The 23640-nt window shown below is 69.5% G+C and carries 25 protein-coding genes; 12 read left to right on the top strand and 13 right to left on the bottom strand.

The genetic code is table 11. The annotated features are described in order from the left end of the window. From F6X53_RS10420 to F6X53_RS10430, 3 genes are all read left to right on the top strand, one after another. A partial coding sequence (locus F6X53_RS10420) for an MFS transporter (protein ID WP_150999965.1) occupies positions 1 to 685 on the top strand: 685 nt, incomplete at its 5' end. 173 nt (positions 686 to 858) lie between these two features. After that, positions 859 to 1560 (top strand): GntR family transcriptional regulator, encoded by a 702-nt coding sequence (locus F6X53_RS10425; RefSeq protein WP_150999966.1) that lies wholly within the window; start codon positions 859 to 861, stop codon positions 1558 to 1560. A gap of 42 nt (positions 1561 to 1602) precedes the next feature. Beyond that, complete coding sequence (locus F6X53_RS10430) at positions 1603 to 2040, top strand: hypothetical protein (protein WP_150999967.1); 438 nt, start codon at positions 1603 to 1605, stop codon at positions 2038 to 2040. Between the two features lie 97 nt (positions 2041 to 2137). On the opposite strand, the gene kce is transcribed toward F6X53_RS10430, so the two are convergent. From kce to F6X53_RS10450, 3 genes are all read right to left on the bottom strand, one after another. Further along, the gene (gene kce, locus F6X53_RS10435) at positions 2138 to 3067 is read right to left on the bottom strand and encodes a 3,5-dioxohexanoate:acetyl-CoA acetone transferase (protein ID WP_150999968.1); all 930 of its coding nucleotides are present in this window, start codon (positions 3065 to 3067) and stop codon (positions 2138 to 2140) included. Positions 3068 to 3543: 476 nt separating this feature from the next. Next, complete coding sequence (locus F6X53_RS33650; RefSeq protein WP_191970785.1) at positions 3544 to 4464, bottom strand: hypothetical protein; 921 nt, start codon at positions 4462 to 4464, stop codon at positions 3544 to 3546. A gap of 521 nt (positions 4465 to 4985) precedes the next feature. Continuing rightward, positions 4986 to 5261 carry a hypothetical protein gene (locus tag F6X53_RS10450; protein ID WP_150999971.1) on the bottom strand — a complete coding sequence of 92 codons (276 nt, stop codon included), beginning with the start codon at positions 5259 to 5261 and terminating at the stop codon, positions 4986 to 4988. A gap of 530 nt (positions 5262 to 5791) precedes the next feature. Here F6X53_RS10450 and F6X53_RS10455 point away from each other — a divergent pair. Continuing rightward, positions 5792 to 6073: a hypothetical protein gene (locus F6X53_RS10455; RefSeq protein WP_150999972.1), complete on the top strand. Its 282-nt coding sequence runs from the start codon at positions 5792 to 5794 to the stop codon at positions 6071 to 6073. A 132-nt stretch (positions 6074 to 6205) separates the two neighbouring features. Here the strand turns inward: F6X53_RS10455 and glnT are convergent, their stop codons facing one another. The 4 genes from glnT to F6X53_RS10475 all read right to left on the bottom strand — a co-directional run bounded on the left by glnT (position 6206) and on the right by F6X53_RS10475 (position 10520). Further along, positions 6206 to 7504, bottom strand: coding sequence for a type III glutamate--ammonia ligase (gene glnT, locus F6X53_RS10460; protein WP_150999973.1), 1299 nt, complete (start codon positions 7502 to 7504; stop codon positions 6206 to 6208). Positions 7505 to 7591: 87 nt separating this feature from the next. After that, entirely contained in the window at positions 7592 to 8938 is a 1347-nt protein-coding gene (locus F6X53_RS10465) for an FMN-binding glutamate synthase family protein (RefSeq protein ID WP_150999974.1), read from the bottom strand. Continuing rightward, a complete protein-coding gene (locus F6X53_RS10470) occupies positions 8938 to 9627 on the bottom strand; it encodes a protein glxC (protein WP_150999975.1) in 690 nt (229 codons plus the stop codon). The genes F6X53_RS10465 and F6X53_RS10470 overlap by 1 nt, the downstream gene beginning before the upstream one ends. Then, positions 9627 to 10520, bottom strand: coding sequence for a class II glutamine amidotransferase (locus F6X53_RS10475; RefSeq protein WP_150999976.1), 894 nt, complete (start codon positions 10518 to 10520; stop codon positions 9627 to 9629). The genes F6X53_RS10470 and F6X53_RS10475 overlap by 1 nt, the downstream gene beginning before the upstream one ends. A gap of 483 nt (positions 10521 to 11003) precedes the next feature. Between F6X53_RS10475 and F6X53_RS10480 the strand changes: the two genes are divergently transcribed. From F6X53_RS10480 to F6X53_RS10505, 7 genes are all read left to right on the top strand, one after another. Next, positions 11004 to 11309, top strand: coding sequence for a hypothetical protein (locus F6X53_RS10480; RefSeq protein ID WP_150999977.1), 306 nt, complete (start codon positions 11004 to 11006; stop codon positions 11307 to 11309). Then, positions 11306 to 11707 carry a hypothetical protein gene (locus F6X53_RS10485; RefSeq protein WP_150999978.1) on the top strand — a complete coding sequence of 134 codons (402 nt, stop codon included), beginning with the start codon at positions 11306 to 11308 and terminating at the stop codon, positions 11705 to 11707. The genes F6X53_RS10480 and F6X53_RS10485 overlap by 4 nt, the downstream gene beginning before the upstream one ends. 61 nt (positions 11708 to 11768) lie before the next feature. Next, positions 11769 to 11939: a hypothetical protein gene (locus F6X53_RS32320; protein WP_191970786.1), complete on the top strand. Its 171-nt coding sequence runs from the start codon at positions 11769 to 11771 to the stop codon at positions 11937 to 11939. Continuing rightward, a complete protein-coding gene (locus tag F6X53_RS10490; RefSeq protein WP_244965553.1) occupies positions 11939 to 13393 on the top strand; it encodes an APC family permease in 1455 nt (484 codons plus the stop codon). Before F6X53_RS32320 ends, F6X53_RS10490 begins: the two co-directional genes overlap by 1 nt. A gap of 7 nt (positions 13394 to 13400) precedes the next feature. Next, complete coding sequence (locus F6X53_RS10495) at positions 13401 to 14135, top strand: hypothetical protein (RefSeq protein WP_150999979.1); 735 nt, start codon at positions 13401 to 13403, stop codon at positions 14133 to 14135. Next, the gene (locus F6X53_RS10500; RefSeq protein WP_150999980.1) at positions 14083 to 14415 is read left to right on the top strand and encodes a hypothetical protein; all 333 of its coding nucleotides are present in this window, start codon (positions 14083 to 14085) and stop codon (positions 14413 to 14415) included. The genes F6X53_RS10495 and F6X53_RS10500 overlap by 53 nt, the downstream gene beginning before the upstream one ends. A 96-nt stretch (positions 14416 to 14511) precedes the next feature. Then, a complete protein-coding gene (locus F6X53_RS10505) occupies positions 14512 to 15117 on the top strand; it encodes a helix-turn-helix domain-containing protein (RefSeq protein ID WP_150999981.1) in 606 nt (201 codons plus the stop codon). 121 nt (positions 15118 to 15238) lie between these two features. Here the strand turns inward: F6X53_RS10505 and F6X53_RS10510 are convergent, their stop codons facing one another. From F6X53_RS10510 to F6X53_RS10525, 4 genes are read right to left on the bottom strand one after another with little or no spacing between them, the layout of a single operon-like run. Further along, the gene (locus F6X53_RS10510; RefSeq protein ID WP_238296234.1) at positions 15239 to 15898 is read right to left on the bottom strand and encodes a sarcosine oxidase subunit gamma; all 660 of its coding nucleotides are present in this window, start codon (positions 15896 to 15898) and stop codon (positions 15239 to 15241) included. After that, positions 15891 to 18926 (bottom strand): sarcosine oxidase subunit alpha family protein, encoded by a 3036-nt coding sequence (locus tag F6X53_RS10515; protein ID WP_150999983.1) that lies wholly within the window; start codon positions 18924 to 18926, stop codon positions 15891 to 15893. The genes F6X53_RS10510 and F6X53_RS10515 overlap by 8 nt, the downstream gene beginning before the upstream one ends. Further along, positions 18923 to 19210 carry a sarcosine oxidase subunit delta gene (locus tag F6X53_RS10520; RefSeq protein ID WP_150999984.1) on the bottom strand — a complete coding sequence of 96 codons (288 nt, stop codon included), beginning with the start codon at positions 19208 to 19210 and terminating at the stop codon, positions 18923 to 18925. Before F6X53_RS10520 ends, F6X53_RS10515 begins: the two co-directional genes overlap by 4 nt. An 11-nt stretch (positions 19211 to 19221) precedes the next feature. After that, positions 19222 to 20472: a sarcosine oxidase subunit beta family protein gene (locus tag F6X53_RS10525; RefSeq protein ID WP_150999985.1), complete on the bottom strand. Its 1251-nt coding sequence runs from the start codon at positions 20470 to 20472 to the stop codon at positions 19222 to 19224. Positions 20473 to 20576: 104 nt separating this feature from the next. Between F6X53_RS10525 and F6X53_RS10530 the strand changes: the two genes are divergently transcribed. Then, on the top strand, positions 20577 to 21578 hold the full coding sequence (locus tag F6X53_RS10530; protein ID WP_150999986.1) for a GlxA family transcriptional regulator: 1002 nt from the start codon (positions 20577 to 20579) through the stop codon (positions 21576 to 21578). Positions 21579 to 21746: 168 nt separating this feature from the next. Here the strand turns inward: F6X53_RS10530 and F6X53_RS10535 are convergent, their stop codons facing one another. Together F6X53_RS10535 and F6X53_RS10540 are read right to left on the bottom strand one after the other, a co-directional pair. Then, positions 21747 to 22469, bottom strand: coding sequence for a DJ-1/PfpI family protein (locus tag F6X53_RS10535; RefSeq protein WP_150999987.1), 723 nt, complete (start codon positions 22467 to 22469; stop codon positions 21747 to 21749). Further along, on the bottom strand, positions 22466 to 23542 hold the full coding sequence (locus F6X53_RS10540) for a GlxA family transcriptional regulator (RefSeq protein WP_150999988.1): 1077 nt from the start codon (positions 23540 to 23542) through the stop codon (positions 22466 to 22468). Before F6X53_RS10540 ends, F6X53_RS10535 begins: the two co-directional genes overlap by 4 nt. Positions 23543 to 23640: the final 98 nt, after the last annotated feature.

Genomic DNA, 23640 nt, shown 5'->3' on the forward strand with positions numbered 1-23640 from the left:
GACCGTGCTCCAGAGCCGGCGCGACTACACGCTCGGCGAGGCCCTGCGCACGCCCGTGTTCTGGGTCATGCTGCTGATGTTCACCTGCACGGTGACGGGCGGCCTGATGGCGGTGGCCCAACTCGGCGTCATCGCGCAGGATCTCGGGGTCAAGAACTTCCAGGTCAACCTGTACTTCTTCGCCATGGCGGCGCTGCCCTTCGCGCTGATGCTCGACCGGATCATGAACGGCATCTCGCGCCCGCTCTTCGGCTTCGTCTCCGACCGGATCGGGCGGGAGAAGACGATGTTCATCGCCTTCGCGATGGAAGGCATCGGCATCGTGGCGCTGGGGTATTTCGGCTCGAACCCCTGGGCCTTCGTGATCCTGTCGGGCGTGGTGTTCCTGGCCTGGGGCGAGGTCTACTCGCTGTTCAGCGCCACCGCCGCCGACACCTTCGGCTCGAAGCACATCGGCAAGATCTACGGCGTGCTCTACTGCGCCAAGGGCTTTGCCGCCCTGTTCGTGCCGGTCGGCAACCTGATCATGCAGGCCACCGGCACCTGGGCGACGGTGCTCTACACGGTCGCCATCATGGACCTGATCGCCGCCGCCCTGGCCATCGCCGTCCTCCGGCCCATGCTCAAGCGTCACCACGCCGAGAACGACGCGCGCCTGCCCAACCCCGCCCTCGCCCACGCCTGACCCACAAAGGCTCGCCCCAACACGGGGCGAGCCATCCCAACGCCCAGGACGCCGGTCCCTGCCCGGCGCGACCGATCGGCAAGACCGATCGGCAAGACTGCACGGGAAGCCCGCACGGGGGTCCCGTGCCGGCGCCCCGTCCCCGGCCGGCCCCATCTCACCGGAGTTCCATCGTGCTGCAGACGCGCGGGTCGACCTTGAGCATCGCACCGATCGGGCAGGCCGCGACCTTGCGCAACCAAGCCTATGCCATGATCAAGCGCTCGATCCTGGCGATGGATCTCTATGACGGCTCGCCCCGAATCCGGCTGGAGGAGAACCAGATCGCGCGGGATCTCGGCGTCAGCCGGACGCCGATCCGGGAAGCCCTGACCCTGCTCGAGCAGGAGGGCCTCGTCTGCTCGGTGCCGCGGCGCGGGGTCTTCGTGGCGCGCAAGACCAAGCGCGAGCTGATCGAGATGATCACGGTCTGGGCGGCGCTCGAGGGCACGGCGGCGCATCTCGCCGCGAACCGGGCCGACGCGACGGACCTCGCCGCGCTCAGCGGGATGTTCCAGGATTTCACCCCCGCGAGCCTCCCCGATCGCCTGAACGATTACGCGCAGGCCAACATCGCCTTCCATCAGGCGATCGTCCGTCTCGGCGGCTGCACCCTCATGGTCGAGATGACCGCCAACCTGTTCCTGCACGTGCGGGCGATCCGCACCGTGTCGATCCATCAGGGGAGCCGGGCCGGGCGCTCCATGTCCGAGCACGCCGCCATCGTGGCGGCTCTGCAGGCCCGCGATGCGGAGCGCGCCGCGATCCTGGTGCGGGATCATGCCCTCGGCCTCGCGGCCCATGTGGAGGCCCATTGGTCGCTGCCCGAGCCCTAACGATCCGGCACCCCCCCACCATCGCCTCGAAGGACCGGCCTCATGATCCGATACCTTCTCGTCATTCTTCTCGTCGCGATCCCGGCCACGGCCCGGTCGGCCGAGTTCGACCCGCGATCGACGCCCGATCCCACGCCCGTGCTGATCGACCGGGTGGTCGCCTACGTGATCACCCTGGAGCGGTGCGGGCTGGTCAAGCCGGGTCGGAACGCGCGCGCGCCCTGGGACGCCTTCAGGACGGCGTATCGCGGCCTGCCCGAGCGCTGGGCGCGGGACGAAACGCCGCTGAGATCCCACATCCGCGCGGAGATCGGCCGCGCGCGGCTGACGATGCCCGAGCCCGCCGAGGGCTGGTGCCAGGCCGCCCGGCGCGGCTACGGCACGCGGGGGCAGATCTATCCGGACGCGATCGCGATGCGGGACGGCTCGTTCAGCGGCGCGCGCGTCAACCCCGACATTCTCGACGTCTATCATTATTAGAGCGCTTACGCCGACGTGAGACCGGTTCGGCATAAGCGCGCGCATCACATCAAAGGCTGAGAGCTGTTCCCGAATGCGAAGCGATGGGGAGCGGCTCTCAGAACCCGACCTTGTCGCCCCCCTTCAGGGCGAGCATCGCGCGCGCGTCGTCCGGCGTCGCGATCTCGAGGCCGAGGCCCTCGATGATCTGGCGCACGCGCCGGACCTGGTCGGCATTGCTCCGCGCGAGCTGCCCGGGGCCGATCCAGAGGCTGTCCTCCAGCCCGACCCGGACGTTGCCGCCCATCGCGGCCGCCATCGCGGCAATGTTCATCTGATTTCGGCCCGCGCCGAGCACCGACCAGTGATACTGGTCGCCGAACAGGCGGTCGGCGGTGCGCTTCATGTGCATCACGTCGTCGGGATGGGCCCCGATGCCGCCCTGCAGGCCGAACACGGTCTGGATGAACAGCGGCGCCTGAACCAGGCCGCGGTCGAGAAAGTATTTCAGATTGTAGAGATGGGCCGTGTCGTAACATTCGAACTCGAAGCGCGTGCCGTTGGGAGCGCAGGTCGTGAGGATGTGCTCGATCTGGCCGAATGAGTTGCGGAAGATGATGTCCTTGTTGGCGAGGTAGGTCCGCTCCCATTCGTGCTTCAGATCCGTGAAGCGGTCGAGCATGCCGAACAGGCCGAAATTCATCGAGCCGAGATTGAGCGAGGCCACCTCCGGCGCGAAGGTCGCGGCCGGACGCACGCGCTCCTCGATCGACATGGTCGGCGCGCCCCCGGTGGTGAGGTTCACCACGCAATTCGTGCGCTGCTTGATGATGGGCAGGAACTTGGCGAAGGCCTCGGGCGACTGGTCCGGCTGCCCCGTCTCCGGGTCGCGCGCGTGCAGGTGAACGATGGCGGCGCCCGCCTCCGCCGCGCCGATGGCCGCATCCGCGATCGCCTCCGGCGTGACGGGCAGGTGGGGCGACATGCTCGGCGTGTGGATCGCGCCCGTGACCGCACAGGTGATGATGACTTTTCGCGTGCTCGCCATGGTCAGCCCTTGTTCTGCTGGTGAGTCTGCCGGGCGCCAGCGCATGCGATCCGGTCCCCGTTGGTCCGGCGGGGAAGGACCGTCTCGTTCGCGGGGGCCGCCGGGCCTCGTCGTTGCGGTCGTCGCGCAGGAATAATCATGACGTTCCGGCGACGGAATCCGTCCGCGACGCTCCTGTGGCGCTCCTGCGGGGTGACATAGCTCTCCGACCTCAGGCGGAAAGCCCGCGCCGGAAACGTCTCCCGGCGGTGCACCGGGTGAAGCCCCCGATCGTTCCGGCGACGGCGACCGGCCCCTGACCGATGCCCGCATCTCGGCTCAGCCTCCCAAAACGGCCGCGGACCTTCAGGAGGCGCCCGGCATGGCGACGCCCGACATGGCGACGCGCGGGATGGCGACGCGCGGGATCGAGCGGGACGGGCTCACCCATGATCCATGACTGATGGGCCGACCGGGCTGCGCTCCCGGCCGCCCCGTCAGACCAGGAAGGCGTCGTCGCCGACGATCGCCCGGCCCTCGGCAGCACCCGATTGCAGGTAATGCTGGAGCGGGTTGATGCCCGCCGCCGCGACATCCGGATTGTCGGCGAGATAGGCCCTGGTGTCGAAGCGCGCGGACGGGTTCCGGCCTTCGCTCGCGCCGTTGGCCAGGTAATGGGCGAGGGGGTCGACGCCCGCCGCGCGGACGTCGGCATAGGCTTCGAGATAGCCCTGCACGTCGAAGAAGGCGTTCGGATCACGGCCCTCGAAGCGGCCGCTCAGCGCAAAATGCGCCTCGGGATCGATCCCAGCATCAGCCACATCGAGGTTCCGGCTCAGGTAGAACAGGTCGTCGATCAGCGCGTTGCCGTCGTTCTGCCGGATGACGAGATCGCCGAAGACGTAGGTATCGACCGAACGGACCTCGGCGAAGATGGTGCCGACATCCTCCGCATCGTCATCATCCTCGTCGTCGTCCGCATCGCTCTCGGCCGCCGCGATCTCCGCGGGCGCATCGTCGTCATCGTCATCGTCGTCGTCATCATCATCATCATCATCGGCGAAACCGCCGCCTCTGGAGAGCGTCGCGGCGCTGCCGGCCGAGAGGATGGCGAAGCTCTCGATCGGGGCATCGATGTTGAGGGTATCGTTGCCGGCGCCGCCGTCGAACACGTAATTGGCATTGCGCAAGTCAAGCGTATCGTTTCCGTCGCCACCGAGGAAAAAACCGGTGCCATAGGTGACGTTCAGGGCATCGTTTCCGTCTCCCGCCACCACGTTCACGATGCTTAGTTCATCGTCGTCCCCGAAGACGTTGAAGACGTCGTCGCCGCCATTGCCGTAGATCAGTCGCTCCTCATCCTGCGGATCGAGGTTGAAAAGCTCGGGATCGTCGCTTCCACGAATGACCTGAACCATGATGCCTCCGCCGAAAGCCGCTCTCGGACAATGGTAGAGACGCTAACGTCAGATCTTCGTGGCGTTAAGTGCGCGTATTTCCTGCGGAGTGTTGCCAGATACTCCCGTTAGTACAGTGCTGTACGCTGCGTTTGCCGCGGGGCGGTGCGGTTATAGGAGTGTTGTCCGTTGGCTTGACGCCGATGGGATCGTCGATTCCTGCGCGCCGGCCTCCCGGCTCATTGAGGTCGATCCCCTGGTGGTCGGCCGCGGGCCACCGCGCGCCGACAGCCGATGCTTCGATCGGCGTCGCGGGCGCTCACGGGTTAGGATGATAGTTTTCCCATCGCCGCCCAGCGATCCACGCCTCCGAGCGGTCTCGTGCCGATCCCGAGCCGCGGCTCGATCGTGGCTCTCCGTACGGTCACGACGGTCCGCGTCCGCATCCCATTCAGGACCGGCGACCTTGCGCCGCCTGCCCCGGTCGAGCGCCCGGAGCGAGTGCCCCCCGACCGTGAGGCCGCCGGGGCGGATCCCGTGTGTCAGCGCGTGCCGCCGCCGCCGCCGCCATTCGCGCTGCCATTCGGCACGGCCCGCTCGGGAAAGCTCGAATTTCCCCCTGCGGCCGAGTTGGTCGTGATCGTATCCGCACCCGTGGCCCCGCGCGAGATGATCAGGTCTCCGCTATTGCCCGTGGTGTTCGACTGGCGTTGGATCACCACGCCCGATCGCGCCGCGGGATCGAAGGGCCGATAGGCCTGCGCGAAGGCGGGGGCGGCGGCGAGGAGGGCGGCGCCGGCGAGAAGCAGTCGGGTCATGGTTGTCTCGTGTCAAAGAACGCCGCAAGTCCGGCGCCGAGCGTGAGCTCGCGTGCAGAATACGGGAATCTTTGGGTGGCGGTCGGCGTCCGCAAGAGCATGCGACCAAGGAGAGCACGCAGAGGTGGCCGAGCGCGGCGACGAAAAAACCCGCACCGGCGATGGGGGCCGGGCGGGCTGAAGTTTGTCTCCCAATCCCCGAGAAGGGATGTTGGTTAGACGCTCAGGCGCCGTGTCCTAATCCGCGTCCGTGTCGGCGCTGAGGTATCGGCTATCCCGGCCGTCGAGGCGCCCCGCGAAACCGATGCGGCAATCGGCGCGTTGGCCGGTTCGACGCCTCCTGGCGACAGCCGGGAGCATGCCGACGCGCGAAGCTCGCCTCGATCGCCCGAAGGCTCATCGGCGGGGCCCGGGCGTGGACTGAGCCAGTCGGCGCCGTTCTCCCGCCGATGGAGGGTTGCGGAGGATCGCCGCGCCGGAGCGCGTCATCGCGGCGGTGACGGACGAATTGCGGATCGAGGAGCGCCAGGATGGCCGAATTTCAGGATGATCGTGTGCGCGGGGCGGCCGATGGCCGAGCCTGCGTCGCGGAGATCGGAGCCAGCGGGCAGGCCGAGATCCTGCAGGAAGGGCGGGCCGCCGTGGTCTTCGGCGAGATGCTCGTCAAGGCCCTGGCCCGCTCCGTCGCGACCTTCGACAGGCGCGGATCCAGCGAGGCCGCCGAGCTTTATGCCGAGGGCTTCCTGCAGGGGGCGAACGAAGCGGTGACGGCGCTGCGAGCCCGGCGGGAGGATCGCGGTGAGCCGCGTTGAGGCGTGCCGGCTCGGCGCCGAATGCCGCCCGCCGCAAGCCTCGCCTCCGGGGCCGCCCTCGGTGAGGACGTCCCTGAAGTGCGCGCCCGCAGGGCGACGAGCCTCACCGTCGCGCGCCGGCCGCTGCCCGGTTCAGCAATCGAGGGTGGTGTCGCGCTCCCATTGCGTGAGGTGGCCGCAATAGGCGTTCCACTCCTCGTTCTTCAGCTTGAGGTAGCTCGGCACGAAGGCGCCCAGAGCCTCGTTGAGCACGTCGCAGCGCTCGAGCGCCCGCATCGCGTCGAGCATGTTCAGCGGCAGCCGCTTCACGCCCTCGACCGTGTGCCCGTCCGTGTACATGTTGATGTCCAGGCGCTGGCCCGGATCGCGCCGGTTGCGCATCCCATCCAGCCCGGCCGCCAGGATGCCCGCCTGCAGCAGGTAGGGATTGGCCGCCCCGTCCGCGAGGCGGAACTCGAAGCGCCCGCCATCGGGGATGCGGATCATGTGGGTGCGGTTGTTGCCCGTATAGGTCACGGTGTTGGGCGCCCAGGTCGCGCCCGAGGTGGTGCGCGGCGCGTTGATCCGCTTGTAGGAATTGACGCAAGGGTTGGTGATGGCGGCGAGCGCGTCGGCCGAGTGGATCAGGCCGCCGATGAAGTGGTAGCCCTCCTGCGACAGGCCGATCTCATCGGACTTGTCCGAGAAGATGTTGCGCTCGTCGCGCCAGAGCGAGACATGGGCGTGGCAGCCCGAGCCCGTCAGGTCCATGAAGGGTTTGGGCATGAAGGTCGCCCGCAGGCCGTGCTTCTCGGCGATCGAGCGGGTCATGTACTTGAAGAAGGCGTGCCGGTCCGCGGTGACCAGGGCGTCGTCGTAATCCCAGTTCATCTCGAACTGGCCGTTGGCGTCCTCGTGGTCGTTCTGGTAGGGCCGCCAGCCGAGGCCCAGCATGGCGTCGCAGATCTCCGTGATGACGTCGTAGCGCCGCATCAGGGCCGATTGGTCGTAGCAGGGCTTGATCTGCTTGTCGGCCATGTCGGCCGGCTCCGAGCCGCAGGGCGTGATCAGGAAGAACTCGCACTCGACGCCGGTCTTCATCTGCAGCCCGTCGCGGGCCGCGTCCTTGATCAGGCGCTTGAGGATGTTGCGCGGACCCTGCTCGACCGGCACGCCGTTCATGACGAGATCGGCGGGCAGCCAGCCCACCTCGGGCTTCCAGGGCAGCTGGATCAGGCCGTCGGGATCGGGCACCGCCAGGAGGTCGGCATCGGCCGGGCTCATGTCGAGCCAGGTCGCGAAGCCCGCGAACCCCGCCCCGTTCTTGCAGGTGCTCTTGATGGCCGCGGCCGGCACCAGCTTGGCGCGCTGCGTTCCGAACAGGTCCGTGTAGGACACCAGGAAGTACTTGATGCCGCGTTCCTTCGCGGCGGTCTCGAGATCAAGCGTCATCGCTAAGCCCTCCCTAGGCGGGAAACGGATGAAGGATGCATCATGAGAAAAGGCCGCCCTGGCGTAGGGCGGCCTTTTTGCCGTGTTCTAGAGACCCGTCTTGCCCGGCACCCAGTCGGTGCCGGCAAGCGGCACGCCCGCCATGGCGGCGGCCTCGATCGTCAGCGCCACCAGATCCTCGGGTTCGAGGTTGTGCAGGTGGCTCTTGCCGCAGGCGCGGGCGATGGTCTGCGCCTCCAGCGTCATCACCGCGAGGTAGTTGGCGAGCCGCCGCCCCGCCAGGACTGGATCGAGGCGCTTCGACAATTCCGGATCCTGCGTCGTGATGCCGGCGGGATCCTTGCCCTCGTGCCAGTCGTCGTAGGCACCGGCCGTGGTGCCCAGCGCCTCGTACTCCGCCTCCCAGCGCGGATCGTTGTCGCCGAGCGCGATCAGGGCCGCGGTGCCGATCGCCACCGCATCCGCCCCGAGCGCCAGCACCTTGGCGACGTCCGCGCCCGAGCGGATGCCGCCCGAGACCACGAGCTGGACCTTGCGGTGGAGCCCGAGATCCCGGAGCGCCTGCACGGCGGGCCGGATCGCCGCGAGCGTCGGGATGCCCACATGCTCGATGAAGACGTCCTGGGTCGCGGCCGTGCCGCCCTGCATGCCGTCGAGGACCACGACGTCCGCCCCCGCCTTCGCGGCGAGTGCGGTGTCGTAATAGGGCCGGGACGCCCCGACCTTCACGTAGATCGGCTTCTCGCCATCGGTGATCTCGCGCAATTCCTCGATCTTGATCTCGAGGTCGTCCGGCCCGGTCCAGTCCGGGTGGCGGCAGGCGGAGCGCTGGTCGATGCCGGGCGGCAGGCAGCGCATGCCGGCGACGCGCTCGGTGATCTTCTGGCCGAGCAGCATGCCGCCGCCGCCGGGCTTGGCCCCCTGGCCGATCACCACCTCGATGGCGTCGGCCCGGCGCAGGTCGTCCGGGTTCATGCCGTAGCGGGAGGGCAGGTACTGGTAGACGAGGGTCTGCGAATGGCCCCGCTCCTCCGGCGTCATGCCGCCGTCGCCTGTCGTCGTGGAGGTGCCCGCGATGGTCGCGCCGCGCCCGAGCGCCTCCTTGGCGTTGGCCGAGAGCGAGCCGAAGCTCATGCCGGCGATCGTCACCGGCGTCTTCAGGGTGATCGGCTTCGAGGCGAAGCGGTTGCCCAGCACCACCTGCGTGTCGCAGCGCTCGCGGTAGCCCTCGAGGGGATAGCGGCTGATCGAGGCTCCGAGGAACAGGAGGTCGTCGAAATGGGGCAGCTTGCGCTTCGCGCCGGCGCCCCGGATGTCGTAGATGCCGGTCGCCGCGGCCCGGCGGATCTCGGACATCACGTCGGGGGTGTAGGTCGCCGAGAAGCGCGGCTTCGTGCGCGGCAGGTCGCGCGGATCCTTGGAATGCTCGGCCATCAGTAGGCTCCGGCGTTGTCGACGTGGAAATGGTAGAGCGTTCGCGCCGAGCCGTAGCGCCTGAACTCGGAGGGATCGATCTCTCCCGCGAGCCCCGCGGCCTTCAGCTTGGCGTAGAGCAGCTCGCGGTGCTCGTCGCGCATCTCCTTCTCGATGCAATCGGCGCCGAGGCTCCTGACCGCGCCGCGGACGAACAACCGGGCCTCGTAGAGGGAATCGCCGAGCGCCTCGCCCGCCTCGCCCAGGACCGTCAGGGTGCCGGCCTGGGCCATGAAGGCCGACATGTGGCCGACCGAGCCCTTCACCACGATATCGACGCCCTTCATCGAGATGCCGCAGCGCGCCGAGGCGTTGCCGTCGATGACGAGCAGGCCCCCATGGGCGGTGGCGCCCGCCGACTGGCTGGCATCCCCCCGCACGTGGACGAAGCCCGACATCATGTTCTCGGCGACCCCCGTCCCGGCATTGCCGTTGACGATCACCTGGGCGGCCTGGTTCATGCCGGCGCAGTAATAGCCGACATTCCCCTCGATCTCGACGCTGATCGGCAGCGTCAGCCCCGCCGCGACCGCGTGGCGGCCATCCGGGTTGAGCACCGTCCAGCGGGTCTCGTTGGTGTCGGGACGCAGGGCGTGCAGGGTCCGGTTCAGCGTGCGCAGGGGCGCGTGGTTCAGGTCAAACGTCGGCATCAGTGACGCTCCCAGGCGTAGACGCGGGCCGGCTCGGGCTCGAACACCCGCGCCTTGTCGATGCCCGGGAGGCCGACGAGGGCCCGGTACTCGGAGCCGAAGGCGACGTAATCGTCGGTCTCGGCCATGACGGCGGGCTTGCAGGCGATGGGGTCGCGAACCACCGCGAAGCCCGTCTCGGTGCCGACCACGAAGGTGAAGAAGCCGTCGAAGTCCCGCAAGCTCGATTCCAGAGCCTCCTTGAGGGAGGCGCCCTCGCGCATGCGCCAGCTCAGGTAGCCGGCGGCGACCTCGGTGTCGTTGCGGGTCGCGAAGCTGAGGCCCTCGCGCTCGAGGCGCCGGCGCAGGTCGTTGTGGTTCGAGAGCGAACCGTTATGGACGAGGCACTCGTCGATGCCGGTCGAGAACGGGTGGGCGCCGTTCGTGGTGACGGCGCTCTCGGTCGCCATGCGGGTGTGGCCGATGCCGTGCGTCCCGGTCATGCCGGCGAGGTCGAAGCGCTCGGCGACATGAGCGGGCAGGCCGACTTCCTTGTAGATCTCCATACGGCGGCCGGCGCTGACGATGTCGATGCCGGGCGCGTTGGCCTTCAGCCAGCTCCGCACCTGATCCTCGCTTTCCGCCGGCACGGCGATGACCGTGTGGGTGTCGCGCTCGGCCGTCTCGAAGGAAAGCTTGAGCGCCTCTTCCAGGCCGGAGACTGCCTTGGCGAGCGCGGCCTGATCGGGGCCGCGCAGGGTGAGCTTCACGCCGGCGCCATCGGAGCCATAGACGGCAAAGCCCGCGCTGTCGGGACCGCGATCCGTCATGGTCTCCAGCATCTTGGATAGAAGCGAACCAAGCTGCGGCTCAAGCTTCGGATTCTTCAGATACAACCCGACTATACCGCACATCGCAAGTTTCCCGTTTCACCGAGGACGCTGATTATGGCTCGCATAGTCCGGCCGGACCGTCAACCAGGGATCACAAAATTTTCTCTTTGGGAAACATCGAACCGGCGAGCGATCCCGCGCTGGCGCGGCCGCTCCGGATTCGCATCGGGCAGAGACGTGAGAAACAGGCGAAATGGCGGATAGTCCTCTCAAGTCGTCACCCTTGCGGCGCGAATCGCCTCTCAGGTTTCCTCAAAGAAGAGCTGGTGATTCGTCTTCATCAACCCGATGATCCGTGAAGACGATACGGGCCGAAGGTACGCTCCGGCACGCATCCGCGATCGATCCGGTGGCGCGGGCCGCCGCTGGCCCCGACCGGCAGGAAATCTCATCCTCTGTGCGCCGCACCATCATTTTAGGCATTGACAGGAGTGCATTTCCAGCAGGATCTTTCCAGACAAGAACAAGCGGTTCCCATAAAGAAAAATTTGGAGGAGACGTGCCATGCTGCACCAGGATCCCCGGATCTCGTCGATGTTCCGACGAGACTGCGCGGCCGCGGCTTTCGCGGTTCTCGCCGTCTGGCTGATCTATGCATTTACGTTCTGGAGCATGTGGCAGACCTTCGAGGCTGCCCATCTTCTCGTCCCGATGGCGATCCTCGGCGCGGTCGTCCTGTTCCTCAACACGGCATCGACCGTCGCGATGATCCGCCATTACGGCGAAGACAAGGGCGCCATCTACGGCACCGATATCTACTACCTCGATCAGATTCGTGAGGTGCGGCAGGGCAGGGGAGCAGTCAGATGAAGAAAATCCCCTACGAGCCGCCGACGCAATCCGTCGCCGGCCAGATATTCGACGCCTTCCTGATGCTCATCCTCGTCTTCATCACCCTGTATCTGCCGCTCCTGTTCAAGTTGGCGGGCGGCGGCACGACCACCACCGATTTCCCGAACCCGTCCTGGGAGACCCTCGGCCAGAACGCCACCATGGCGGCCCAATGGGAGAAGCTCGGCTTCTCGCCCGAGAAGGCCGCAAGCATCGTCGGCACCCGCTTCGACTACAGCTTCAACGGGACGGCCCTGGCGTTCACGGCGCTGATCATCATCGGCTACTTCGTCTTCCTGTTCCGCTACTCCGACCACGAGTACCGCGAGGTCATCGCCGAGCGCTTCGGCGACGATCGACCGCCCGAGGCCCGCTGAGCCGAGGCGTCCGCTGCCGCGTGCGCGGACAACCTGCCCCTTTCCGACAAGGATATCCGTCATGGTGGCGATCATGAACTGGAGCGCCTGGGCCTTGGCCGGCGCGCTCGCACTCTGGATGGGCATCAACCTGGTGCGGACCAATCGAGCCTTCGGAGAAGACTACCTTCTCTCCTCCGAGGAAGGGGAGATCGTGGACGCCGATGTCGGCGAGACGGCAGCGAGGTCGTGATGCAGAACGTCGAGGTTGCTTCGCCGCCGGGGCGTCAGGTCCCCAAGGCCGCGCTGTCGGAAGCCCCGCTGGTGGCGGCGGCGCCCGCCAGGAAGATCGCGCTCCTGCGCGTCCTCGGACCGGGTCACGTCTGGGCGCTCGGCGTCGGGATCGTGCTGGTCGGCGAGTTCATGGGCTGGAACTTCGCCGTGGGCAAGGGCGGGCCGGTCGCGGCGCTGACCGCCTGCTGGCTCGCCGGGATCCTCTATACCTGCGTGGCGATGATCGATTCCGAGATCACCTCCACGGTCGCGGCCGCGGGCGGGCAATACGCGCAGGCCAAGCACATCATCGGGCCGCTCGCGGCCTTCAATGTCGGCCTCTACCTCGTGATGGCCTACACCATGCTCGAGGTCTCGAACGCCATCGTGACGGGGGACCTGATCGAGGCCTTCCTGACGAATCTCGGCATCGCCGGAACGGTCGACAAGCGCGCCTTCATGGTGCTCACCATCGTGGCCCTCGCCTTCCTGAACTATCGCGGCGTGCTCGCATCGCTGACGATGAACCTCCTGATCACGGCCGCGGCCTTCGCCGCCATCGTGGTGCTCTTCGTGGCGACGCAGCCCTGGGCGCCGGGCGCGGTGCTGCAGCACGATGCGCTCCTGGTCGGCCTACCCTACGGGAGCCTCGGCATCCTCGCCGCCATGCATTTCGGCCTGTGGTTCTATCTCGGCATCGAGGGAACCACGCAGGCCGCCGAGGAGGTGCGCTCGCCCGCCCGCGCCCTGCCGCTCGGCACCATGACGGGCATGATGACCCTGCTGATCGCCGCGACCGCCACCTGGTATGTCTGCTCGGGGCTGATGCCCTGGGAATATCTCGGGCAGGCCGTGACGCCGCTCTACGACGCGGCCCGCCTGACGGGGAACCGCTGGCTCGAAGTCTTCCTGTTCCTCGGCACCCTGTTCGCCACCGTGGCCTCGGCCAATGGCTGCATCAACGACGCCTCGCGGGCCTGGTTCGCCATGGGGCGCGACCGGTACATGCCGGCCTGGTTCGGCGCCGTGCACCCCGTCTACCACACCCCCTACCGGGCGATCGTGTTCTTCGTGCCGGTCGCGATCATGTTCGCGGTCTCGACGCCGCTCGACCAGACCATCACCTTCTCGATCCTGTCGGGGCTGCTCGGCTACACGCTGATGGCGCTCTCCATCGTGCTGTTTCGCCGGAAATGGCCCCTCGGCACGATTCAGAGAGGCTATGTCCATCCGCTTCACCCGCTGCCGTGCCTGCTGCTGCTGCTCCTCTGCAGCGTGACCTACCTGGCGGTGTTCCTCGGCTACGGGACGCAGCTCGTGGCGATGATGACGTTCTACATCATCGCGTCCGCCTGGTTCGTGCTGCATCGCTACAAGTATGTCCGGCGCGGCGACCAGTTCACGATGCACTGGCCGAAGCCCAGGGGCTATTGAGGCCGACATGATCGACCTCCTCGCCCTTCCGATCCTCGGGGCGGCCGGCTACGCGCTCCACCGGCGCAGCCTGGTGGCGGCGGCGGAGCGGGCCGGGATGCTCCGGCCCTGCGCGGGCCTCCTGGCGGAGCCGGTCCAGGGCCGAGACCGGACGGGCTACGGGCGGCTCGCGGGCCGCTTCCAGGGGGTGCCGGTCGAGATCCGGATCATCCCCGAGGCCCTGGTGTTCCGGCGGCTGCCGCAGCTCTGGCTCAGCGTCTCCGTGCATCGGGCGACGGGCTTTGCCGGGACGCTCGACATCCTCCGGCGCGTTGCCGGCGCGGAGTTCTACGCGCCGGCCGCCGACCTGCCGGCGCGGTATCCCGTCCCGCCCGGCTGGCCGGGCGAGACGCTGGTGCGCGGCTCGCGCCGGGCCGGCGAACTCCTTCTCCGCGCCGGCGCCCCGATCGCGACCATCCTGGCCGAGCCGCGCGTGAAGGAGGTGCTGCTCACGCCCCGGGGCGTCCGGATCGTGAGCCAGCTCTGCGAGGGGGAGCGCGGCGCCTACCTGCTCCTGCGCGAGACCCGGTTTCCGATCACGCAGGTCGATCCGGAGCGCCTGCAGCCGCTGCTCGCCCAGGCCGCCGACCTCGCCCGCCTCGTCAGGGAAGGCACAGCCCATGATTCCACAGTCCATGATTTCGAAACGCATGATTCCACGGCCAATACTTCCGACGAAGCCCGCGCCCGGGCCGCGGCCTAACCCGTACCTCGTCCTGGCGGCGGCAATCCTGCTGCCCGGCATGGGCCACGTGCTCGTCGGCCAGACGCAGCGTGGACTGGGCTTTGCGTTCTTCACCCTGGTGGGCGCCTGGCTCACCACGAAATTCGCCGCCCCGGATGCCGACGTCGTCGGGCGCCACGCGGCCGGCCTGTTCGTCTGGGCGCTGTCGATCCCCGACGCCTATCGGAGGGCCCGCCTGCGGGCCGTGACAGAATCAGGCTCCGCCCCGGCCGCGCGCCTGAACAATTCCGCGCCGTGATCCGAAGCCTCTACGGACGCATTCGCTTCCAATCCCTCCGCGAGGCCGGGCGTCGCGCCTCGGGCGCGGCCTGATCGGGGTGAGGCCGGAACCCGGATGCTGAACACCGCCTCGAACGCGCCGGTCGACGACAAACGGACCCTCGAACGGGCGCTCGGCCATCAGATCCGCCTGCTCCGGCGCGAGCGCGACCTCTCGGTGGCCGATCTCGGCGCGGCGGCGGGCATCTCGCCCGGCATGGTCTCGAAGATGGAGAACGGGCAGATCTCGCCCTCGCTCTCCTCGATCAGCGCCATCGCGAACGCGCTCAACGTGCCGATCACGGCGCTGTTCTCGGCCTTCGAGGAGAGGCGCGACTGCTCCTTCGTGAAGCGCGGCCGGGGCGTGGTGATCGAGCGGAGGGGCACCAAGGTCGGCCACATCTACGAGCTGCTCGGGGCGGGCCTGCGCGGCGAGCTCGTGTTGGAACCCTACCTGATCACCCTGGAAGACGATGCCGAGGCCTATATGGGCTTCCGCCATGCCGGCGTCGAGTTCATCTACATGCTGACCGGCGAGGTGATCTACCGGCACGCCGATCAGGATTATCACCTGAAGCCGGGCGACGCGCTGATGTTCGACGCGCAGGCCCTGCACGGGCCGGCCAAGCACCTCAAGACACCGATGACCTACCTGTCGGTGATCGTCTACCCGCGGGATTGATGGACCCGGAGCTTGCCCCGTGCGCGCCACCGGATCCGGATCGATACCCGCCGCGGCACCCCGGCAGCCGAGCGGAGCGGCGCGGATCGCCCGGCCGATCGCTCCGGCGGTCCTGGCGGGATCACCGCTCCGGTTCGCGGTTCACCGCGCATCCGAACTCCGCGCAAGCGTGGCTGAGCCAAGTCCAGACGCTGCCCGCGAAACTGCGCGCGACGGCGAGGTCGTAGCTCGGCGCCTCATCCCGCTGCCAGATCTGGGCACCGACATGGGCGATCGCGGTGATGGCGACCTGTCCGGCGCGAAAGGCGCGCGGATGCAGATCGATCGCCACGCCCTTCGACAGGGCCCGGCGGGCATCGGGGCCGGAGACGCGCACGAGCGCGCGCGCGTCGCTCTGGTCCGTGACGGCCGCGACCCCGTGCAGCGCCTGGGCGAGGCCGTGCAGCCCGGCGCGGGTCTCGGCGATCGCCAGCCACTGGCCGGGCCCGGACCAGATGAGCCCCTGCTCGCCCACGAGATGGGCCGCGCCGATTTCGGGCAGCGACCAGCCGAGCCGATCGGTCAGGATGCGCCCGAGCGAGGCCTCCTGCCCGTCGGCCGCGATCACGGTCGCGAGGCCCACCCCTTCGCGCAGGGTCAGGTGCACACCCGCCTCGCCCTGCGGGCGGCCGTGCCGGCCGGCCTGCGCGAACCCGGCCCAGGCACTCCGGGGGGCCCATGCGCTCCGGGGTGTCCCTGCGCTGCGGGGCGCCGATGCGCTCGTCGTCACGGCGTCAGACACGCAGCTTCTCCTCTTTCGGATCCACGAAGACGGGCGAACAGATCTCGACCTCGATGTCGCCGCCGCGCACCGGATCGTAGGCGCGGACGCGCTCGCCATGACGCTCGGGGCCGCGCCGGAGCAATCCGAGTCCGATCCAGTGCCCGAGGCTCGGCGAATAGGCGACGGAGGTCATGACGCCCTCGTCGGCCGCGAGGCTCGGGGCGGCGCCGACGGCGAGGAAATGGGCGCCCGCCCGCAGGCGCGCGCCGCGATCGACAGGGCGAAAGCCCACCAGGATCGGGCGGTCCGGATCGGTCAGCGCCGGCCGCTCCTTCATCAGGCGGCCGACATAATCCTTCTTCTTGGCAAGCATGCCGCCGAGGCCGAGGTCCCGCGCGGTGGTCTGCCCGTTGATCTCGGCGCCGGCCGCGTGCCCCTTCTCGATGCGCATCACCGAGAGCGCCTCGGAGCCGTAGGCCGTGATGCCGTGGGTCGATCCCGCCTGCATGATCGCCCGCCAGGCGGCGTCGCCATAGGCCGCCGGCACCGCGAGCTCGTAGGCCAGTTCGCCGGAGAACGAGATGCGGAACAGCCGCGCCGGGATCCCGCCGCCGACCGTGACCTCGGCGCAGGCCAGGAACGGGAAGGCCTCGTTTCCGATGTCGAAGCCTTCGTCGACGATGCTCCGCAGCGTGTCGCGGGCGCGCGGGCCCGCCACGGCGTATTGCGCCCATTGCTCGCTGACCGAGACCATCTGCACGTCGAGATCCGGCCAGAGCCATTGATGGCAGAACTCGAGATGCTGCATGACCTTGGCGGCGTTCGCCGTCGAGGCCGTCATGACGAAGTGGGTCTCGCCCATCCGCGCCACGGTGCCGTCATCCATGACGAAGCCGTCCTCGCGCAGGAGCACGGCATAGCGGGCCTTGCCGACGGGCAGCGTCCCGAAGGGGTTGGCGCAGACCCGCTCGATGAAGGCCAGCGCGTCCCGGCCCTGGATGTCGATCTTGCCGAGCGTGGTGACGTCGCAGACGCCGACATGGCTGCGGACGGTGTTCACCTCGCGGTTGACGCTCTCGAGCCAGTCGGCCTCGCCGGCCTTCGGGAAATAGGCCGGCCGCAGCCACAGGCCGGTCTCGACGAAGACCGCGCCCTGCTCCGCGCACCAGGCCCGCGAGGGTACCTGCCGGGTCGCCCGGAAATCCTTGCCGCGATGGTGGCCCGCGAAGGCGCCGATCGCGACGGGCGTGAAGGGGGGACGGAAGACCGTCGTGCCGACGCTCGGCAGCGCCTGGCCCGTCAGCTCGGCCATGATGCCGAGCCCCGCGAGGTTCGAGGTCTTGCCCTGGTCGGTCGCCATCCCGAGGGTGGTGTAGCGCTTCAGGTGCTCGACCGCCCGGAAGCCCTCGCGATGGGCCAGCTCCACGTCCGAGGCCGCGACGTCGTTCTGGAAATCGACGAACGCCTTGCCCCTGGACCGGGCGACGCGCCAGAGCGGCGTGTGCTCGGTACTCTCGGGATCGGTCCCGGGCGCGTCGCGCGGCGCCGCCGTGAAGCCGCACGCGGCCGCCATCTCGGCGCCGGCCCGGCTTCCGGTCTCCAGGCAGGCGGCAAGCGTCAGCCGCCCGCCCGCGGCGCCGACCGCGACCATCCCTGAGGGCAGCGCGCCCGGCACGAAGGCGTGGATCGCCGCGTCCCAGACCGGCCGGCGCGACAGGTGCGAATCGAGGTGAACGATCGGATTCCAGCCATTGGCCATCGCGAGGCAATCGCACGCGATGGTCTCGGAGCTCCCATAAGTGTCGACGACCTCGATGGCCTTGAGCGCGAGATGTCCCTTCGTGCCCGAGACGTAGCCACCGGCGATGACCCGCGCGCCGAGGGCCTCGGCCGCCCGGCGCAGGCCCGGCGGCACGCAGGCGCGCGCGTCGATCACCGCGACGACCTGCCCGCCCGCGGCCGCGACGTCCGACGCGGTCCGCCAGCCGTCGTCGCCCGAGGTGAAGATCGCCACGCGTTGGCCCGGCAGCACGCCGAAGCGGTTCAGGTAGGTCCGGACCGCGCCGGCCAGCATCACGCCCGGCCGGTCGTTGCCGCCGAAGACGTGCGGGCGCTCGATGGCCCCGGCCGCCAGCACCGCGCGCCTGGCCGTGATGCGCCACAATCTCTGGCGCGGTGCGTGCGCCGCCGGCACGGCCAGATGGTCGCTGACGCGCTCGACCGCCCCGTAGGCGCCGTGGTCGTAGACGCCGAACAGGGTGGTGCGGCTGAGGATCGTCACCTCCGGCAGGCTCGCCAATTCGGCGACGGTCTCCCGCGCCCAATCCGCGCCGGATCGGGAGCCGATCTCCCGCCGCTCGGCGAGCAGGCGCCCGCCCAGCCGATGATCCTCATCCACCAGGATCACCCGGGCGCCGGAGCGCCCGGCGGCGAGCGCCGCCGAGAGGCCGGCCGGCCCTCCGCCGATGACGAGCACGTCGCAGAAGGCGTGCGCCCTGTCGTAGGTGTCGGGGTCGGGGGCATCCGCCGCCCGGCCGAGGCCGGCGGCCCGGCGGATCATGGGCTCGTAGAGCTTCTCCCAGAAGGCGGCCGGCCACATGAAGGTCTTGTAGTAGAACCCGGCCGCGAAGATCGGCGCCGCGAGCGCGTTGACGGCGAGCGCGTCGTATCGCAGCGACGGCCAGCGGTTCTGGCTCCGCGCCTCCAGCCCCTCGTAGAGCTCGGCGACGGTGGCACGGGTGTTCGGCTCCCGGCGCGCGCCCGCGCGCAGCTCGACGAGGGCGTTCGGCTCCTCGGAGCCCGCCGAGAGGATGCCGCGCGGCCGGTGATACTTGAACGAGCGTCCGACGAGGCGCACGCCGTTGGCGAGCAGGGCCGAGGCCAGGGTGTCGCCCTCGAATCCCGCGTAGCGGGTTCCGTCGAAGCTGAAATCCAGGGGTCGGCGCCGGTCGATCAGCCCGCCCGTCGCGGTCCGGAAGGCCTGGGGCCGGCCGGTCGGGACGGGCGGGCTATCCGCCTCCGCGCGCCGCAAGGTGATGGTGCTCATGCGGCCTCTCCCGTGCGGCGGGTGCGCGCGACGTCGCGGGCGGGCGAGACGTCGTCGATCGCGTGGGTGCGGGTGTCGCGGGTGACGACGAGCCAGGCGCGGCAGCCCGAGCCGTGATACCAGAGCTCCCGGTGCGCGCCGGCCCGGTTCTCCCGCAGGTAGACGTAATCGTGCATGGCGGCGGCCTCCGCTCCCATGCCGTCCGGCCGCGTCGGCGCCGCGTCGCCGAGATAGCTGAACTCGCCGTTGTCCCGCTCGCCGCAATAGGGGCATCGAATGCGCATGATGGTGACCCTCAGTGCAGGTTCGGCTGGGCGCCCATGCCCTTCTCGTCGATGAGATGGCCGGTGGCGAAGCGGTCGAGGCGGAAGGCCGCGGCGTCCGGATGGGGGGCGTCGCGGGCGATCAGGTGGGCGAAGCAGAAGCCCGCCGCCGGCGTCGCCTTGAAGCCGCCGTAGCACCAGCCCGCGTTGAGGTAGAGGCCGTCGATGCCGGTGCGGTCGATGATCGGCGAGCCGTCCATGGACATGTCCATGATGCCGCCCCAGTGGCGCAGCAGGCGCAGGCGCCCAAGGCCGGGCCAGAGGGCCATGCCGCCCTCCATCACATCCTCGATGGTCGCGAGGTTGCCGCGCTGCGCGTAGGAATTGTAGCCGTCGATGTCGCCCCCGAAGACGAGGCCGCCCTTGTCCGACTGGCTGACGTAGAAATGGCCCGCCCCGAAGGTCATCACGCAGTCGATCAGGGGTTTCACGCCCTCGCTGACGAAGGCCTGCAGCACGTGGCTCTCGATCGGCAGCCGCAGGTCGACCATGGCGGCGAGCAGGGAACTGGAGCCGGCCACCGACAGCGCGACCTTCTTGGCCCGGATGACGCCGCGGCTGGTCTCGAGGCCGGTGACGCGGCCGTTCTCGCGCCGGATCCCCGTGACGGCGCAATTCTGCACGATGTCGACGCCGCGCTGGTCGGCGGCGCGGGCATAGCCCCAGGCCACCGCGTCGTGCCGCACGGTGCCGCCGCGCCGCTGCAGCAGGCCGCCCTTGATGGGGAAGCGTGCATTCTCGAAATCGATGAACGGCACCATCGCCCGCACGCCCTCGCGATCGAGGAGCTCGGCGTCGATCCCGGCCATCCGCATGGCGTTGCCCCGGCGCGCGTAGGCGTCGCGCTGGGCGTCCGAATGGTAGAGGTTCAGCACGCCGCGCTGGCTCACCATGGCGTTGTAGTTGATGTCCTGCTCGAGGCCCTCCCAGAGCTTCATCGACTGCTCGTAGAACGGGATGTTGCCGGGCAGCCCGTAATTCGAGCGCACGATCGTGGTGTTGCGCCCGACATTGCCCGAGCCGATGTGGCTCTTCTCCAGCACGGCGACATTCGTGATGCCGTGCTCCTTGGCCAGGTAATAGGCGGTCGCGAGACCGTGGCCGCCGCCGCCCACGATGACGACGTCGTACTCCGTGCGGGGCGCCGCGTCGCGCCACTGGGGCTTCCAGTCGCGCTGGCCCCGCAGGGCTTGGCCGAGGACGCTGAGGAGGGAGTAATGCATGTCGGGTCGCCCCTCGGTGACGGCATTGCGCTGAGCCCTTGATAACCCGCGCGCGATGGCGCAGGCTTGCCATTCGCGACAGATTTCCGGCAAAATCCGCAAAAATGAGCAGCGACGCCTCAGCCTCAGCGCGCCTAAGGCCGGGGCGCAAGCCGCCCCGGATCGAGGCTCCGCCGACCCTGACGATCGGCTTCGTGCTCGTGCCCGATTTTCCCCTGATGGCCTACACGGCCGCGGTCGAGCCGCTGCGTGCGGCCAACACGCTCTCGGGGTGCCGCCTGTACGAGTGGTGGCATGCCGCGCCGGGCGGGGGCGCCGTGCGGGCCTCGAATGGCGTGACCATCCTCACCGATGTCGCGGTGGGCGCGGCCACGCGCGCGGCCGATCGGGTCTTCGTCTGCGCGGGCGGCAACCCGGCCGCCTTCGATGATCCGGCCGTGTCGGCGTGGCTGCGCGATCTGGCGCGGCGCGGCGCCACGATCGGGGGGATCTCAGGCGGCCCCTACATCCTCGCGCGGGCGGGCCTCCTCGAAGGGCGCCGCTGCACCCTGCATTGGGAGCACGTCCCGGCCTTCGAGGAACATTTTCCGGACATCGACGTCGTGCGCTCGCTCTTCGAGATCCAGGGCGACCGGGTCACCTGCTCGGGCGGCATCGCGGCCCTCGACCTGATGCTGAGCCTGATCGAGCGCGACCACGGCCCCGGGCTCGCGGCGGGCGTCAGCGACTGGTTCCTCCACAACCAGATCCGCGAGGGCTTGAGCCCCCAGCGGATGGACCTGCGCCAACGCTTCGGCGTGCGCGATCCGCGCCTGCTTCGGGTGCTGGCGGCGATGGAGGCGAACCTGGAGGCGCCGCTCCCGCGCGAGGCCCTGGCCGACCTCGCGCGGGTTTCGGTGCGGCAATTGGAGCGACTGTTCCACGACCTTCTCGGCCAGGGGCTCCATCGGCATTATCTCAACCTGCGCCTCGACCGGGCGCATCAGCTCGGTCGGGAGAGCGCGCTGAGCCGATCCGAGATCGCGACCGCGACGGGCTTTGCCAGCGCCGACGAACTCTCCCGCGCCGAACGTCGGCGCCGCCTGCAGGGCTCGGCACCCGGTTGAGGGCGGGTCTCGCCCGCCCGGCCTGCGCCTTGCGCCTCCGGCATCCTCGGGGGGCAGCCCAGGGGCTTCCCGATGAAGGTGGTGAGGGCGGCGAGCGTGTCCGGGCGGCGGCTCGGCCCCGGACGGCGACGAGCGTCCACGGGCTGGGACCGCCATCGGGGGAGGGGATCAGTCCGGCGCGGCGCCCGACCGGGTCAGGCCCAGGCGGGTCTCGATCCGCCGCGCGGTCGCCGCGCGCTGCGCCGTGATCGTGGAGGCTGCCGCCCGGGCCCGGGCGAGCACGGCGGCCGGGGCGCGCTCGGGCGTGCCGGCGTCGAAAGGCGGCTCGGGTGCGTAGGCCATGGAGAGCTGGATCAGCTGCGCCACCTCCGGGCCGCGCAGGCGCGCCGCGACCGTGAGCGCGCCGTCGATCCCTGCGGTGACGCCGGCGGCGCAGATCAGGGTGCCGTCCTCCACCACGCGGGCATCGACCGGAATCGCGCCGAAATGGTGCAGCAGGTGGTGCGCGCTCCAGTGGCTCGTCGCCCGCTTGCCCACGAGCAGGCCGGCGGCCCCGCAGATCAGGGCACCCGTGCAGACCGGGAACACGCACAGCGCAGCCTCGGCCTGCGCCCGGATCCAGCGGAGGACCGCCTCATCCTCCATCAGGGCCTCCTGGCCGTAGCCGCCCGGCACGTGCAGGACGTCGAGCTTGGGCGCTTCGCTCAAGGGCGCGTCGGCGACGAGGCGCAGGCCGTTGACGTCGCTGACCGGCTCCCGATCCTTGGCGTAGATCCGGCAGGTCGCGTTCGGGATGCGGGAGAGCACCTCGAACGGTCCGGTGAGGTCGATCTGGTCGAGGCGATCGAACAGCAGCGAGCCGATCTGGAGGTGGCGATCAGGATCAATCATGCGTGCAGGACCGTCTCTGGCGTGGGGACATCGGAAGGGGGCCGTGTGCGAAACAGGTTGCGGTAATGGCCCGGCGGGACGCCGAGGTGGCGCAGGAAGGCGCGCCGCATCGTCTCGTCGGCCTGGAAGCCGCAGCGCGCGGCGACGGCGGAGACGCCGGCCTGATCCGATTCGAGCATGCGGCGCGCGCTCTCGACGCGCAGGCGCTCCAACATCCGGGCCGGTGTCAGGCCGGTCTCGGCCCGGAAAGCGCGGGCGAATTGCCGGGGACTGAGGCCGGCGCGCGCGGCCAGGGTGTCGACCGGGAGGGATTGGTGCAGATTCTCGCCCATCCAGGCCATGAGGTCGGCGAGCCGCACCGACAGCCCCGTCTGAGCCGACAGCACGGTGCTGAACTGCTTCTGGCCGCCGGGGCGGCGCAGGAACATCACCAGCTCCCGCGCGACGGCGAGGGCGAGCGCGTGCCCGTGATCGGCCTCGACGAGGGCGAGCGTCAGATCCATCCCGGCCGTGACGCCGGCCGAGGTCCAGACATCGCCGTCGCGGACGTAGATCGGCTCGGGATCGACCGAGAGGTCGGGATGCAGACGGTTCAGCGCGTCGCACCAGCGCCAGTGCGTGGTCACCTTGCGCCCGCGCAGGCAGCCGGCCTCCGCGAGGATGAAGGCCCCGGTGCACACGCCGACGACGCGCCGTGCCTGCGCGGCCAAGCTTTGCGTCAGCATCCGGATCGCCGCCTCGGTGCAGCGGCGGCGCGCGCCCTCGCCGCCCACCACGATCAGCGTGTCGAGGTCCATCCAGGCGAGTGCCTCCGCCTCGGTGACGGTCGACGGGAGGGGGAGACCGGCGGAGGTGGCGGGTGTGCCGGGTTCAGGAACGATCAGGCAGGAGACCGCGTAGAGAGGCGGCAGGCCGTCAGCCGCCGTCCCGCCCGTCTCGCTCCCTCTGAGTGACCCGGCCTGTGCCAGGATCTCGGCGGGACCCGCAATGTCGAGGAGCTGGCTCGGGGCCGCGCCCAGGATCAGGACCCGGCGAGGCGGGAAAGGCGATGTCGGGTCACGGGGCCTGCGCATGAGCAGGATCCTGTCACCCGCCTGCGCAGCCCGCCATGACAATGTTCCCTCGATTTCTGCCGTTCCGGGTCATCCGCCGCCTTTCGACAGGCCGGTGT

It is taken from the genome of Methylobacterium soli, from assembly GCF_008806385.1.
GTDB classification, from domain to species: Bacteria; Pseudomonadota; Alphaproteobacteria; order Rhizobiales; family Beijerinckiaceae; genus Methylobacterium; species Methylobacterium soli.

Bases quoted from the DNA above. Each gene is read 5' to 3' on its own strand.
- F6X53_RS10495 (WP_150999979.1), top strand. From the start codon at position 13,401: ATGATCGACCTCCTCGCCCTTCCGATCCTCGGGGCGGCCGGCTACGCG.
- F6X53_RS10520 (WP_150999984.1), bottom strand. From the start codon at position 19,210: ATGCGCATTCGATGCCCCTATTGCGGCGAGCGGGACAACGGCGAGTTC.
- F6X53_RS10480 (WP_150999977.1), top strand. From the start codon at position 11,004: ATGCTGCACCAGGATCCCCGGATCTCGTCGATGTTCCGACGAGACTGC.
- glnT (WP_150999973.1), bottom strand. From the start codon at position 7,504: ATGACGCTTGATCTCGAGACCGCCGCGAAGGAACGCGGCATCAAGTAC.
- F6X53_RS10540 (WP_150999988.1), bottom strand. From the start codon at position 23,542: ATGCGCAGGCCCCGTGACCCGACATCGCCTTTCCCGCCTCGCCGGGTC.
- F6X53_RS10450 (WP_150999971.1), bottom strand. From the start codon at position 5,261: ATGACCCGACTGCTTCTCGCCGGCGCCGCCCTCCTCGCCGCCGCCCCC.
- F6X53_RS10485 (WP_150999978.1), top strand. From the start codon at position 11,306: ATGAAGAAAATCCCCTACGAGCCGCCGACGCAATCCGTCGCCGGCCAG.
- F6X53_RS10525 (WP_150999985.1), bottom strand. From the start codon at position 20,472: ATGCATTACTCCCTCCTCAGCGTCCTCGGCCAAGCCCTGCGGGGCCAG.
- F6X53_RS33650 (WP_191970785.1), bottom strand. From the start codon at position 4,464: ATGGTTCAGGTCATTCGTGGAAGCGACGATCCCGAGCTTTTCAACCTC.
- F6X53_RS10455 (WP_150999972.1), top strand. From the start codon at position 5,792: ATGGCCGAATTTCAGGATGATCGTGTGCGCGGGGCGGCCGATGGCCGA.
- F6X53_RS10465 (WP_150999974.1), bottom strand. From the start codon at position 8,938: ATGGCCGAGCATTCCAAGGATCCGCGCGACCTGCCGCGCACGAAGCCG.
- F6X53_RS10515 (WP_150999983.1), bottom strand. From the start codon at position 18,926: ATGAGCACCATCACCTTGCGGCGCGCGGAGGCGGATAGCCCGCCCGTC.
- F6X53_RS10535 (WP_150999987.1), bottom strand. From the start codon at position 22,469: ATGATTGATCCTGATCGCCACCTCCAGATCGGCTCGCTGCTGTTCGAT.
- F6X53_RS10490 (WP_244965553.1), top strand. From the start codon at position 11,939: ATGCAGAACGTCGAGGTTGCTTCGCCGCCGGGGCGTCAGGTCCCCAAG.
- F6X53_RS10530 (WP_150999986.1), top strand. From the start codon at position 20,577: ATGAGCAGCGACGCCTCAGCCTCAGCGCGCCTAAGGCCGGGGCGCAAG.
- F6X53_RS10470 (WP_150999975.1), bottom strand. From the start codon at position 9,627: ATGCCGACGTTTGACCTGAACCACGCGCCCCTGCGCACGCTGAACCGG.
- F6X53_RS10505 (WP_150999981.1), top strand. From the start codon at position 14,512: ATGCTGAACACCGCCTCGAACGCGCCGGTCGACGACAAACGGACCCTC.
- F6X53_RS10430 (WP_150999967.1), top strand. From the start codon at position 1,603: ATGATCCGATACCTTCTCGTCATTCTTCTCGTCGCGATCCCGGCCACG.
- F6X53_RS32320 (WP_191970786.1), top strand. From the start codon at position 11,769: ATGGTGGCGATCATGAACTGGAGCGCCTGGGCCTTGGCCGGCGCGCTC.
- F6X53_RS10500 (WP_150999980.1), top strand. From the start codon at position 14,083: ATGATTCCACGGCCAATACTTCCGACGAAGCCCGCGCCCGGGCCGCGG.
- kce (WP_150999968.1), bottom strand. From the start codon at position 3,067: ATGGCGAGCACGCGAAAAGTCATCATCACCTGTGCGGTCACGGGCGCG.
- F6X53_RS10475 (WP_150999976.1), bottom strand. From the start codon at position 10,520: ATGTGCGGTATAGTCGGGTTGTATCTGAAGAATCCGAAGCTTGAGCCG.